Genomic DNA, 13,244 nt, shown 5'->3' on the forward strand with positions numbered 1-13,244 from the left:
GAACTAGACAAAGGAGTCCCTCCATGGCCGACTACGTCCTCGCCATCGACCAGGGCACGACCTCGACCCGCGCGATGATCTTCGACAAGTCCGGCGGCGTCGTCGCCGTCGGGCAGAAGGAGCACGAGCAGATCTTCCCCCGCGCCGGGTGGGTCGAGCACGACCCGCTCGAGATCTGGCGCAACACCCAGGAGGTGATCGGCCTGGCCCTCGGCCGCGCCGACATCACCCGCCACGACATCGCCGCCGTCGGCATCACCAACCAGCGCGAGACCGCGGTGGTCTGGGACAAGAACACCGGCAAGCCCGTCTACAACGCCATCGTGTGGCAGGACACCCGCACCCAGCCGATCGTCGACCGCCTCGCCGACGGCGACCCCGAGCGCTACAAGAGCGTCGTCGGCCTGCCGCTGGCGACCTACTTCTCGGGAACCAAGATCGTCTGGATCCTCGAGAACGTCGACGGCGCTCGTGAGAAGGCCGAGGCCGGCGACCTGCTGTTCGGCACGACCGACACGTGGGTGCTGTGGAACCTCACCGGCGGCATCGACGGCGGCGTGCACGCCACCGACGTCACCAACGCCAGCCGCACGCTCTTCATGGACCTCGAGACGCTCGAGTGGCGCGACGACATCCTGGCCGACTTCGGCGTGCCGCGCTCGATGCTCCCCGAGATCCGCTCCTCCTCCGAGGTCTACGGCACGGTCGAGTCCTCCTCGCTGCTGCGCGAGACCCCGATCGCCGGCATCCTGGGCGACCAGCAGGCAGCGACCTTCGGGCAGGCGGCGTTCGACCCGGGCGAGAGCAAGAACACCTACGGCACGGGCAACTTCCTCATCTTCCAGACGGGTGAAGAGATCGTCCGCTCCAAGAACGGCCTGCTCACCACGCTGGGCTACAAGCTCGGCGACCAGCCCGCGCGCTACGCACTCGAGGGCTCGATCGCGGTGACCGGATCGCTCATCCAGTGGCTGCGCGACCAGCTCGGCATCATCTCCTCGGCCCCCGAGGTCGAGGCGCTGGCCCGCACCGTCGACGACAACGGCGGCGTGTACTTCGTGCCCGCGTTCTCGGGTCTGTTCGCTCCGTACTGGCGTCCGGACGCCCGCGGCGCGATCGTCGGTATGACCCGCTTCGTCAACAAGGGCCACATCGCCCGTGCCGCGCTCGAGGCGACCGCGTTCCAGACCCGCGAGGTGCTCGAGGCCGTCAACGCCGACTCGGGTGTCGACCTGACCGAGCTCAAAGTCGACGGCGGCATGACCGCCAACGACGAGCTCATGCAGTTCCAGGCCGACATCCTGGGCGTGCCGGTGGTGCGCCCGGTCGTCGCCGAGACCACCGCGCTGGGCGCCGCGTACGCCGCCGGCCTGGCCGTCGGCTTCTGGGACAACCTCGACGACCTCCGCGCCAACTGGCAGGAGGACAAGCGCTGGGAGCCCGACATGGAATCCGCGGAACGCGACCGCGAGCTGCGCCTGTGGAAGAAGGCCGTCACCAAGTCCATGGACTGGGTCGACGACGACGTGCGCTGAGCGCCGTGCCCCGGAACCCCGTCGGCATCATGCCGACGGGGTTCCGTCGTCGGAGCTTCTGGTCCGCCGAGGCCGCACGACTCCTGCGATCTGCCGCGTCACGGGCCGAAACCGTCACCGGAGCGCCGCATTGCAGGAGTTGTGCTCGTCACGCGTCCGCGCCGCGTCGCGGGAGTCGACGTTCGGGATCCGGATGCCGAGGACTCAGCGCTCCGGCTTCGGGTACGCCGCGCGCACCGGGTCGGACTGCAGGTAGTCCGAGACGCCGATCAGCAGGATCGCGAAGAGGATCTGCTCGGTCACCACCCAGAACGGGTACAACCCGGGGATGGCGGCGAGCACGAGGGCGACGATCGGGAAGATCCGGCTGAACAACTGCAGCCGGCGGAACGCCCAGTACCACCCCGCGTGTGCGCGCCAGAGGAAGTAGAACAACGTGGTGGTGATGGCCAGCACGACGAGGCAGCGCATCCAGACGGCGAATCCCACGTCGTCGCCGTTCACCGTCATGACGAAGGCGACGGCGACCGTGGCGACGCCGAGTACGAAGCCGATCGCGAGCAGGAGCGTGACGGCGCGGAACGCCCGTCGCACACGCGGATCCTCGGATGCGGCGACGCGATGATCGGCCTGGCGTCCGCCGGCGATCCGATCGAGGCCGCGCAGGGCCGGTTCGAGCTGCATGCGCTCACTGTACGACGCCGAGGAGCCCCGGCGCACACCGGTCAGCCCACGGTGATCTCGGGTTCGTGACGCACGGGGAAGTTCACGGAGTTGGCGATGAAGCACCATTCCCGCGCCTGCCGGTGCGCGGCACGGGCGGCCTCCACCATCGACTCCTCGGCCACGCGCACCCGCGGGCGCAGCACCACCTCGATGAACGCCCCGCCGCTGTTTCCGTCTTCCTGCATCGTGCCCGACGCGTCGTCCTCGTACGCGGTGACGACGACACCGGTCGTCACGCACGCGTGCAGGTACGACAGCAGGTGGCACTCGCTCAGCGCGGCGAGCAACAGCTCCTCGGGGTTCCACTTGACGGGGTCGCCGCGGAAGGGTTTGTCGGCGGATGCCGCGATGGCGGGTTTGCCGTCGACCTCGAGCGTCACGGAGCGGTCGTAATCGCGGTAACCGCTCGTGCCACTCCCCCGATCGCCGGTCCAGGTCGAGCGCAGGCGGTAGTGATGCTCTCCATTCATGCCCCCAGTCTGCCGTTCCTCGCCGCTCACCGGCCCCCGGCAGCCGAGGTCCGCCGGGATACGATGGAGGGATGGCCGCAACACCCCCCGCCTCCGTCGAACTCGCCGTCGTCGAACGCAGCGGATTCGTCGAATCCCGCCACCACGGCGTCGCCGTCGTCCTCGCACCCGACGGTGCCGAGACCCTGACGCTCGGCGAGGCGACGGCCGCCTTCCTCCCCCGCTCGAGCATGAAGCCCCTGCAGGCGCTGGCCTGCCTGTCGGCCGGAGCCGACCTCGCGGGCGAGCGCCTGGCGATCTCGATGGCGAGCCACTGCGGCACCGAACGGCACGCCGAGGTGGCCCGTGGCATCCTGCAGTCCGCGGGTCTGACCGAAGACGATCTGGGCTGCCCCGCGGCCTGGCCGAGTGACACCGCCGCGCGCGACGAGCTCGTACGAGACCACGGCACGCCCTCACCGCTGCGTATGAACTGCTCCGGCAAGCATGCCGCGATGCTTCTGACGTGCGTCTCGAACGGCTGGCCCACCGCGGGTTACCTCGACCCGCAGCACCCGCTGCAGGTCCACATCCGCGAGGTGATCGAGCGCCTCGTGGGCGAGCGCATGACGACGACCGCGATCGACGGGTGCGGTGCCCCCGTCTACGCGATGAGCCTCGTCGGTCTCGCCCGGGCCATCCAGCGCATCGCGACGTCGTCGGAGCGTTCCCCCTTCGCCCTGCATCGCAGCGCCGGCACTCTCGTGCGCGCCGTGAAGGAGCACGCGTGGACGATCGACGGACCCGGTCGCCCCGACACGGTCGTGATCGAGCGCCTCGGAGTGTTCTCCAAGATGGGCGCAGAGGGCGTCCAGGTCATGACGGCTCCCGACGGGACGACCGTCGCGCTGAAGATGCTCGACGGTTCGAACCGTGCCGGCCACGCTGTCGCACTCCGCCTGCTCGAGCGCGCCGGCGCTCTGACGGCCGAGGCGGTCGCCGACACTCTGGCGCTGCTGCCGTTGAGCGTCTCGGGCGCCGGGCGCGAGGTCGGCGCCATCCGCTGCGCGGTCTGACGCGAACCGCCACCGAGAACGCCGACGCGGCGTCTGCGACGGGTCCCCCTCAGATGCCCCCGTCGACCGAGCGCGGGTACGCGATCGGCTCCTCGGGGACGAGCACCTCGGTGTCGCGGTTGAGGCTCTCGCCCCGGAAGAACGCCTTCGCCGCGGGGAAGAGGTACCACAGGAGCATCAGCACGACGCCGAACGCGAGCGAGCCGATGCCGAGCACGAACGTGCCCCCGACGCCCAGGAGTTCACTGTTGCCGTAGTCGACGGCGAACATGTCGATCGCCGACTGGACGAACGCGTAGGTCAGCATCAACGCTCCCAACAGGGGCAGGATGCCGCGATAGACCAGGTTCTTACCCGATGTGAACAGGTCGCGGCGGAAGTACCACACGCATGCGTACCCGGTCATGGCGTAATAGAACGCGATCGCAAGGCCCAGCGAGGCGATGGAGTCCTGCAGGATGTCGTCGCTGATCAGCGTCATCCCGATGTAATACAGGCTCGCCACCACGCCCATGACGACGGTCGAGAACGACGGCGTCTGGAATCGCGGGTGCACCGTGGAGAAGCGCTGGGGCAGGGCCTTGTACGCGGCCATCGCGAGGGTGCCTCGAGCCGTGGGCAGGATGGTGGTCTGCGTCGACGACACCGCCGAGATGATCACGGCCAGCACGAGGAGCCAGCCGAACGGCCCGAAGAGTCCGTCTTTGAGGGCCAGGAAGACGTCGTCGACGTTGGAGATGGCTCCCTCTTCGCCCACCCCGGCGTACATCATCGCGGCGATGGTCACGGCGACGTAGGTGCCGAGCAGGATCACCGTCGTCAACAGCGCGGCTCGCCCCGGAATGCGTGTGGGATCCTTGGTCTCCTCGTTCAGGGCGAGGCAGGTGTCCCAGCCCCAGTAGATGAACAGCGCGAGCAGCACCGCTTCGGTGAACCCGGCGCGGTCCTCGAAGCCGAACGGGTTCAGCCACTGCAGGTCGAACGGGGTCGGGTTCGGGGCGGTGCCGTCGAAGAACTTCCACAGCGCCAGCACGACGAACAGCACCAGCACCAGGTACTGCACCCCGAGCAGGACGTTCTGGATCCGCTCGCCGATCTCGACGCCGCGGTAGCTGACGTAGGTCATCACCGCGATGAAGAAGACGCCCGTCGCGGTCACGAGCGGCACGTTCTCGGCGAGAGATCCGTCCCCCACGAGCGTCCACACGTAAATCCCCGCGATCTGCGCGAGATTGGCGAGCACCACGGTGCCGGCCACGGCGACACCCCAGCCGCCCATCCAGCCCACCCAGGGTCCGAAAGCCTTCGTCGACCATGTGAAGGTGGTGCCGCAGTCGGGCACGTCGTTGTTCAACTCGCGGTAGGCGAAAGCGATGAGCAGCATCGGAATGAAGGCGATGATGAAGGCGATCGGGGCCGAACCGCCGACCGCGGCGACGACGAAACCGAGTGTGGCGACGAGGGAGTAGACGGGGGCGGTGGATGCCAGTCCGATGACGGTCGAACCCCAGAGTCCGAGCGTTCCGCTGGCCAATCCCTTGCCCGCGGTCCGTTCGGGTGCGGAGGTCATGTGCCGAACGTAGAATCCGCGGGTCGCCGCGGTCAAGAAGAGATTCTCAGGCGGAGTGGCGAGCGACGTCGAGGACGACGATCGTGATGTTGTCGCGGCCGCCGTTCTCGAGAGCGGCCGCCATCATGGCCTCGACCGCGGCGGCCGGGTCGGCGTTGGCTTCGAGGAAGTGACGGATACCGAAGTCGGTGAGTTCCTTGGTGAGGCCGTCGGAGCAGATCACGAACCGGTCGCCGTCGACCACGTCGAGGCGAAGGTAGTCGGGCTTGACGCTGTCGCTCGGTCCGACGGCGCGCGTGATCACGTTGCCGTACGGGTGGTTCTCGGCCTCTTCGGGGCTGAGACGGCCGGCGGCGATGAGCTCTTGCACCACCGAGTGATCCGTCGTCACCTGAACGATCTCGTCGTCGCGCAGCAGGTAGACACGCGAGTCGCCGATGTTCAACGTCACCCAGTGCGGCTCATCGGTATGCGTCTCGAGGTACAGACCCGTGAGAGTCGTCCCCGTGCCCTCGTCGGTGGTCTCGGGGTGGGCCACGATGTCTTTGACCGCGCGCGACAGGGCCTTCTCGATGGTCTTCGACGACACCGAGCCACCGGCCACCACGGCACGCAGACGCTCGACCGTGCTCGCGCTGGCAATCTCGCCACCCAGGTGTCCGCCCATGCCGTCGGCGACGACGAAGAGCGGGTAGTCGGCGAGCACGGCGTCTTGATTGACCTCGCGACGGCGACCCGTGTCGGTGCTCGCCGCCCACGACAACTCGATGTCGCCCGCGCCGAGCGGAACGGTACGCGTGTGGGTGGTCACCTCGGGCACGAAAGATCCTCCGGTTGGCCGACAGCTGCGCCGGCGGGTCTGCACGGCCCTGTCATCCTAGTCGACCTGCGCCCCCCGCCCGGGGACGCGCCGCGCGGGGTCATCCCGCTGCCGGATCGGCGGGGAGGGCGAAGATCGCGTCGATCTCGGCGATGTCCGCGGCATCCGGGGTCCAGGCCGTCGCCGCCGCGGCGTTCGCGCGCACCTGCTCGGGGCTCGTCGCTCCGGCGATGACGCTCGACACGTGCGGGTTCGCGAGGAACCAGGCGAACGTCGCCTCGAGCATGCTGATGCCCCGGGCGTCGCAGAACGCGCGGTACCGCTCGAGGGCGTCCCACGGCGCGTCGCGCCACAGGTGCGGGCGCTGGCGCATGATGCGGCTTCCCTCGGGCCCGCCCTCGCGGGTGAATTTGCCCGTCAGCAGACCGTTGTGCAGCGGGAAGAACGGCAGCAGGCCGAGTCCGAACCGTGCGGCCGCGGGGATCACCTCCCGCTCCGCGGCGCGCGCGAGCAGGCTGTACTGGTTCTGGGTCGACACGAAGCGCACACCGGATGCCGCATACTCGGCCTCGGCGATCTGCCAGCCCGTGAAGTTGGAGTGGCCGATGTAGCGCACCTTGCCCTCGCGCACGAGGTCGGTGAGAGCGTCGAGGGTCTCGTCGATCGGCGTGGAGGGGTCGGGAGTGTGCAACTGGTAGAGGTCGATCCAGTCGGTACGCAGACGCCGTAGCGAGCCTTCGACCGCCCGTCGGATGTGCGCGCGCGAGCCTTTCGCGCCGCCCGGCAGGGCGGGAGCGAGGTCGGCGTGACCGAACTTGGTCGCCACGACGACCCGATCGCGCCGGCCCTCCAACGCCTCGCCCATGAGCGTCTCGGACAGGCCGAACTCGCGACCGTACACATCTGCGGTGTCGAGGAAGGTCACGCCGACATCGATCGCGGCGTCGAGCACCGCACGGGTGCCGGCGATCGTCTCGGTCGCGGTTCCGGCCCGACCGAAGTTGTTGCAGCCGAGGCCGACGGCAGAGACGCGGAGGCCGGAGCGGCCGACGGGACGAAGGGGAAGAGCGGGGGACGTCATCCCCCCACGCTAACCCCGACCGACACGACGGGCTCCCCGCGTCAGCGGGAAGCCCCGTCGTGTCAGACCTGCGGACCGGCCGGGGGTGGAGGGGTGGGACCGCCGGACGGCGGAGCCGCCGGGGGCGCGTAGCCCGGCGCAGGCGGAGCCGCCGGGGGCGCGTAGCCCGGCGCAGGCGGCGCGTCGGCACCGTACCCGGCGGAGGGGGCGGCGACGTTCTGCGCGGGCTGGGCGGGGATGCCCTCCCAGAAGGTCTTATCGGCGAGGAAAGAGGAGGCCCAGGGCGACGGCGATGCCGCGGCGGGATTCCAGCGGTTGCCGCTGAACGCGAGAATGCCGAGCCAGATCCACATGCCAAGGCTGCCGAGGATGTACAGAAACAGAATCGGCCAGTCGCGACCGAACTTCGCGTTGATCCTCACCGAGGCCATGATCACCAGGACGAACATCGCCGGCACGGCGAGGAAGTTGACGATCGGGATGACCCACGCGACGATCACGAACACGATGGCCCACGGCGTGATGTCGCCGAGCTTGGCGAAGACCATGACGTTGTAGACCGGCACCCACGCACGCCACTTGCCCTCGACGCCGGCCTGCTCGAAGACCTTCATGAGCAGGAAGGAACCGATGAGGTATCCGGCGAGGGACAGGACAACCGCGAACACGAAGAAGACCACCCCGAACACGGCCTCGGCCCCCGTCGTCGTCCCGTATTCCGAGTAAGTGAAACTACTGATGATATGCACGTCGATCCTCTCGAACGGACCGCCCGCGAACGCGCGCCCCGGCGGGTATCTCCCGTGGGACACATGCTAGCGAGCCTGAGTGTTCGCTGACAGCCCCGCGCTCGGAGGGGTCAGACGACGAGGTGGAGCTCTTCCCGCACGCCCGGACGAAGCACCCACCCGGTCGTCGCCGCCCACTCCTCGAAGTCTCGCCGTGTCGCGACACGGCGCCCCGATGTGGCGAGGGCGCGCACGAGGTCTCCCTTGGCGTGCTTGTTGAAGTGATTGAGCGCGCGTACCACTCCCCCCTCACCCTCGGTCACCACCCGCACGTAGGCGGCGTCCACCGACGCGGGCACGGGGCCCAGCGCCGCGTAGGCCTCGGAACGGAGGTCGAGCACGAAGGCGGGCGCCAGCTCGACGAACGCAGCCGTCACGGCATCCGCCCACACGCGCCGCAGTGCGGGCAGGCCGGGAATCGACGTGCCCGCCGCCAGGCGATACGCGGGAATGCCGTCGAGCGCACCGATCGGTCCGAACGGCGCCGAGTGGATGACGACGTGCTCCCCCAGCCATGAACGTGCGGCGGCGTCGAGGCTGCCGGCATCCAACGCATCGAAGAGGACGCCCGTGTAGCGATCGATCGCGGGCATCGTCGGTGCGCAGCGCAGGGCTGCGTTGTCGGCGATCTCGTGCCGACGCTTCGCACTGAGCTTGAGCACCCGCGCCGCTTCGTCCTCGTGCGACGACAGCGCGACGAGCGCATCGACGACCGCCTCGCGCTGCGGTCGCAACGTCGGCACTGTCAACGCTGCGACATCCAGCGGCGGACCGTCGCCGCCGGGACGTTTGGTCTCGGAAGGAGGAAGAAGGACCAGCATCGATGTCTTTCGGGGAAAGCACGACGCGCGCCTCCCGGAGGACCGGGGGGCGCGCGTCGTGAAGAAGGCCGTCAGGAGACGAGGGCGGCGTTACCGGCGACGATGGTGAGCTCGTCGTCGGCCATCGACAGGAAGCCGTCTCGGGCGTTGGCCAGGATCTTCGTGCCGTCGGTGCGCGTGATGCGCACCTCACCCTGCGCGAGGATCGCGAGCACCGGCTCGTGTCCCTGCATGAAGCCGATCTCGCCCTCGACCGTCTTGGCCACGACGAGGGAGGCCTCCCCCGTCCACACCTCGGCGTCGGCCGAGACCAGGCTCACACGCAGCGACATGTCAGCCGTTCTCCTTCTGGATCTGCGCCCACTTCTCTTCGACGTCGCCGATACCACCGACGTTGAAGAAGGCCTGCTCGGCCACGTGGTCGAAGTCGCCCTTGACGATGGCGTCGAACGACTCGATGGTCTCCTTGATCGGGACCGTGGAGCCCTCGACGCCGGTGAACTTCTTCGCCATGTAGGTGTTCTGCGAGAGGAACTGCTGGATGCGGCGTGCGCGCGACACGACGATCTTGTCTTCCTCGGAGAGCTCGTCGACACCGAGGATGGCGATGATCTCCTGGAGTTCCTTGTTCTTCTGCAGGATCTGCTTCACGGCGGTGGCCACGCGGTAGTGGTCGGCACCGATGTAGCGCGGGTCCAGGATGCGGCTGGTCGAGCTGAGCGGGTCGACGGCGGGGTACAGACCCTTCGACGCGATCTCACGCGAGAGCTCGGTCGTGGCATCCAAGTGAGCGAACGTGGTCGCCGGGGCCGGGTCGGTGTAGTCGTCGGCGGGGACGTAGATCGCCTGCAGCGAGGTGATCGAGTGACCGCGCGTCGAGGTGATGCGCTCCTGGAGCACACCCATCTCGTCGGCCAGGTTCGGCTGGTAGCCCACGGCCGAGGGCATGCGGCCCAGCAGCGTCGAGACCTCGGAACCGGCCTGCGTGAAGCGGAAGATGTTGTCGATGAACAGCAGCACGTCCTGCTTCTGCACGTCGCGGAAGTATTCCGCCATCGTCAGGGCCGACAGGGCGACGCGCAGACGCGTCCCCGGCGGCTCGTCCATCTGGCCGAACACGAGGGCGGTCTTGTCGAAGACCCCCGCGTCTTCCATCTCGTGGATGAGGTCGTTGCCCTCACGGGTGCGCTCACCGACACCGGCGAACACCGACACACCACCGTGGTCCTGCGCGACGCGCTGGATCATCTCCTGGATGAGGACCGTCTTTCCGACACCGGCGCCGCCGAACAGGCCGATCTTTCCGCCCTGCACGTACGGGGTGAGCAGGTCGATGACCTTGATGCCGGTCTCGAACATCGTCGTCTTCGACTCGAGCTGGTCGAAGCTCGGCGCCTTGCGGTGGATGCCCCAGCGCTCGGTGACCTCGATGGTCTCGCCGGGCTCGCCGTTCAGCACCTCACCGGTGACGTCGAACACCTTGCCCTTGGTGACGTCGCCGACGGGCACCGTGATGGGTCCGCCGGTGTCGCGCACCTCCTGGCCGCGGATCATGCCGTCGGTCGGCTTGAGCGAGATGGCGCGCACGAGGTCGTCGCCGAGGTGCTGGGCGACCTCGAGCGTGATCTCGGTGGAGACGCCGTCGATCGTGATGGTCGTCTTCAGCGCGTTGTAGATCTCGGGGATCGAGTCGTGCGGGAACTCGATGTCGACGACCGGGCCGGTGACGCGCGCGACGCGCCCGACGACGGCTGCGTCGGTCTTCTCGGCGGTGAGGCTCATGGCTTCTTCTCTCCTTGGGACTTACTTGCCGGATGCCAGAGCATCGGCGCCGCCGACGATCTCGGCGATCTGCTGCGTGATCTCCGCCTGTCGCGCGTTGTTGCGCAGGCGGGTGTAGTCGGTGATGAGCTTGTCGGCGTTGTCGCTGGCCGACTTCATGGCCTTCTGCGTGGCGGCGTGCTTGGCGGCCGACGACTGCAGGAGGGCGTTGAAGATGCGGCTCTGGACGTAGACCGGCAGGAGGGCGTCGAGAACGGTCTCGGCGTCCGGCTCGAACTCGTAGAGCGGGTACACCGTCGCGGAGGCGTCGGTGTCGGCCTCGACCACTTCGAGCGGGAGCAGGCGCACGGTCTCGGGCGACTGCGTCATCATGCTGACGAAGCGGTTGTAGACCAGGTGGATCTCGTCGACGCCGTCGTTCTCGCCGGAGCGGTGGTACGCCTCCAGCACAGCCGCCGAGATCTCTTCGGCGGTCGAGAACTGCGGCGTGTCGGTGTCGCCGGTCCACTGGGCCTTGCTGGCCATGCGACGGAACTGGAAGTACCCGACCGCCTTGCGCCCCACGAGGTAGAACTCCACCTCTTTGCCCTGCGAGCGCAGCAGCGCAGCCAGCTCGAGACCCTCACGGAGGATCTGCGAGTTGAACGCGCCGGCGAGCCCGCGGTCGGAGGTGAAGATCACCACGGCCGAGCGGCGGATGTTCTCGCGCTCGGTGGTCAGCGGGTGGTCGACGCTCGAGTGCGTCGCCACCGCCGACACCGCGTTGGTCACGGCGCGCGCGAAGGGCGACGCCGCGCGCACACGCGCCATCGCCTTCTGGATGCGCGACGCAGCGATGAGCTCCATCGCCTTCGTGATCTTCTTGGTCGTCTGAGCAGAACTGATCTTCTGCTTGTAGACCCGTAGTTGTGCGCCCATGATTCCGTTCTCGTGTCGTCGCTGTCAGCGACGGCCCTTGACGATCCGCTCCTGGTTGACGTCGTCGGCCTCGGCGGCCTCGACGTTCTCGGTGCCGACGAGACCCTGGTCGTCGCCGGCCTGGAACTCGAGGATGAACTGGTCGACCTTCTGCTCGAGCTCGGCGACGATGTCGTCACCCAGCACGTTCGTCTCGCGCAGCGAGTCGAGCACGGTGGAGTTACGACGCAGGTAGTCGAGCAGCTCGCGCTCGAAACGCAGCACGTCGGACACCTCGATCGAGTCGAGCTTGCCGTTCGTACCGGCCCAGATCGACACGACCTGCTCCTCGACCGGGTACGGCGAGTACTGCGGCTGCTTGAGCAGCTCGGTCAGACGCGCGCCGCGGGCGAGCTGACGACGCGAGGCCGCGTCGAGGTCGCTCGCGAACATCGCGAACGCCTCGAGCGAACGGTACTGCGCGAGCTCGAGCTTGAGCGTTCCCGAGACCTTCTTGATCGACTTGACCTGAGCGTCACCGCCGACGCGCGAGACCGAGATACCCACGTCGACCGCGGGACGCTGGTTGGCGTTGAAGAGGTCGGACTGCAGGAAGATCTGCCCGTCGGTGATCGAGATCACGTTGGTCGGGATGTACGCCGAGACGTCGTTGGCCTTGGTCTCGATGATGGGCAGACCCGTCATGGAACCGGCACCGAGGTCGTCGGACAGCTTCGCGCAACGCTCGAGCAGACGCGAGTGCAGGTAGAACACGTCGCCGGGGTACGCCTCACGGCCCGGCGGGCGGCGCAGCAGCAGCGACACGGCACGGTAGGCCTCGGCCTGCTTCGACAGGTCGTCGAAGATGATCAGGACGTGCTTGCCCTCGTACATCCAGTGCTGACCGATGGCCGAGCCGGTGTAGGGAGCGAGGTACTTGAAGCCCGCGGGGTCGGAGGCGGGTGCGGCGACGATGGTGGTGTACTCCATCGCGCCGGCGTCTTCGAGGGCGCCCTTCACCGAAGCGATGGTCGAGCCCTTCTGGCCGATGGCGACGTAGATGCAGCGCACCTGCTTGTTGACGTCGCCCGACTCCCAGTTGGCCTTCTGGTTGATGATCGTGTCGATCGCGATGGCCGTCTTGCCGGTCTGACGGTCGCCGATGATGAGCTGACGCTGGCCGCGGCCGACGGGGATCATGGCGTCGATGGCCTTGATGCCGGTCTGCAGGGGCTCGTGCACGCTCTTGCGCTGCATGACGCCGGGGGCCTGGAGCTCGAGGGCACGACGACCCTCGGTCGCGATCTCGCCGAGACCGTCGATGGGGTTGCCGAGCGGGTCGACGACACGGCCGAGGTAGCCCTCGCCGACACCGACCGAGAGCACCTCGCCGGTGCGGGTGACCGGCTGGCCCTCTTCGACGCCCGAGAACTCGCCGAGCACGACGACACCGATCTCGTTCTCGTCGAGGTTCTGCGCGAGGCCGAGCGTGCCGTCTTCGAAGCGCACGAGCTCGTTCGCCATGACACCGGGGAGGCCTTCGACGTGAGCGATGCCGTCGGCGGCATCCACGACCGAACCGACCTCGTTCGCCGCGGCGCCAGTGGCCTCGTAGGCGTTGACGAAGTCCTTCAGCGCGTCACGGATGACGTCGGGGCTGATAGAGAGGTCTGCCATTGTCTTCCTTCGTTCGTGGGGC

At 68.2% G+C, this 13,244-nt stretch carries 13 protein-coding genes; 2 read left to right on the forward strand and 11 right to left on the reverse strand.

What is annotated here, in order from left to right:
- Window positions 1-23: 23 nt before the first annotated feature.
- Complete coding sequence (gene glpK / locus QE412_RS06880; protein WP_307481492.1) at window positions 24-1,535, forward strand: glycerol kinase GlpK; 1,512 nt, start codon at window positions 24-26, stop codon at window positions 1,533-1,535.
- 204 nt (window positions 1,536-1,739) lie between these two features.
- On the opposite strand, the gene QE412_RS06885 is transcribed toward glpK, so the two are convergent.
- Both QE412_RS06885 and QE412_RS06890 read right to left on the reverse strand, forming a co-directional pair.
- Window positions 1,740-2,219: a hypothetical protein gene (locus tag QE412_RS06885; protein WP_307481493.1), complete on the reverse strand. Its 480-nt coding sequence runs from the start codon at window positions 2,217-2,219 to the stop codon at window positions 1,740-1,742.
- A gap of 41 nt (window positions 2,220-2,260) precedes the next feature.
- Window positions 2,261-2,731: an OsmC family protein gene (locus tag QE412_RS06890; RefSeq protein ID WP_307481495.1), complete on the reverse strand. Its 471-nt coding sequence runs from the start codon at window positions 2,729-2,731 to the stop codon at window positions 2,261-2,263.
- Between the two features lie 71 nt (window positions 2,732-2,802).
- Between QE412_RS06890 and QE412_RS06895 the strand changes: the two genes are divergently transcribed.
- Entirely contained in the window at window positions 2,803-3,786 is a 984-nt protein-coding gene (locus QE412_RS06895) for an asparaginase (RefSeq protein ID WP_307481496.1), read from the forward strand.
- 49 nt (window positions 3,787-3,835) lie between these two features.
- Here the strand turns inward: QE412_RS06895 and QE412_RS06900 are convergent, their stop codons facing one another.
- The 9 genes from QE412_RS06900 to atpA form a co-directional block, all read right to left on the reverse strand.
- The gene (locus QE412_RS06900) at window positions 3,836-5,356 is read right to left on the reverse strand and encodes an APC family permease (RefSeq protein WP_307481498.1); all 1,521 of its coding nucleotides are present in this window, start codon (window positions 5,354-5,356) and stop codon (window positions 3,836-3,838) included.
- Window positions 5,357-5,402: 46 nt separating this feature from the next.
- A complete protein-coding gene (locus QE412_RS06905; RefSeq protein WP_307481499.1) occupies window positions 5,403-6,176 on the reverse strand; it encodes a PP2C family protein-serine/threonine phosphatase in 774 nt (257 codons plus the stop codon).
- A gap of 100 nt (window positions 6,177-6,276) precedes the next feature.
- Window positions 6,277-7,257 (reverse strand): aldo/keto reductase, encoded by a 981-nt coding sequence (locus QE412_RS06910; RefSeq protein ID WP_307481501.1) that lies wholly within the window; start codon window positions 7,255-7,257, stop codon window positions 6,277-6,279.
- Window positions 7,258-7,319: 62 nt separating this feature from the next.
- Window positions 7,320-8,006 (reverse strand): DUF5684 domain-containing protein, encoded by a 687-nt coding sequence (locus tag QE412_RS06915; RefSeq protein WP_307481502.1) that lies wholly within the window; start codon window positions 8,004-8,006, stop codon window positions 7,320-7,322.
- Window positions 8,007-8,116: 110 nt separating this feature from the next.
- Window positions 8,117-8,866 (reverse strand): YaaA family protein, encoded by a 750-nt coding sequence (locus QE412_RS06920; protein ID WP_307481504.1) that lies wholly within the window; start codon window positions 8,864-8,866, stop codon window positions 8,117-8,119.
- A 71-nt stretch (window positions 8,867-8,937) separates the two neighbouring features.
- A complete protein-coding gene (locus QE412_RS06925) occupies window positions 8,938-9,198 on the reverse strand; it encodes a F0F1 ATP synthase subunit epsilon (protein WP_307481505.1) in 261 nt (86 codons plus the stop codon).
- 1 nt (window position 9,199) lies between these two features.
- Window positions 9,200-10,648 carry a F0F1 ATP synthase subunit beta gene (atpD, locus tag QE412_RS06930; protein WP_307481506.1) on the reverse strand — a complete coding sequence of 483 codons (1,449 nt, stop codon included), beginning with the start codon at window positions 10,646-10,648 and terminating at the stop codon, window positions 9,200-9,202.
- Window positions 10,649-10,669: 21 nt separating this feature from the next.
- The gene (locus tag QE412_RS06935) at window positions 10,670-11,566 is read right to left on the reverse strand and encodes a F0F1 ATP synthase subunit gamma (protein WP_307481508.1); all 897 of its coding nucleotides are present in this window, start codon (window positions 11,564-11,566) and stop codon (window positions 10,670-10,672) included.
- A gap of 24 nt (window positions 11,567-11,590) precedes the next feature.
- On the reverse strand, window positions 11,591-13,222 hold the full coding sequence (gene atpA / locus QE412_RS06940; RefSeq protein ID WP_307481509.1) for a F0F1 ATP synthase subunit alpha: 1,632 nt from the start codon (window positions 13,220-13,222) through the stop codon (window positions 11,591-11,593).
- Window positions 13,223-13,244 lie beyond the last annotated feature (22 nt).

The organism is Microbacterium trichothecenolyticum (assembly GCF_030818955.1).
GTDB classification, from domain to species: Bacteria; Actinomycetota; Actinomycetes; order Actinomycetales; family Microbacteriaceae; genus Microbacterium; species Microbacterium trichothecenolyticum_B.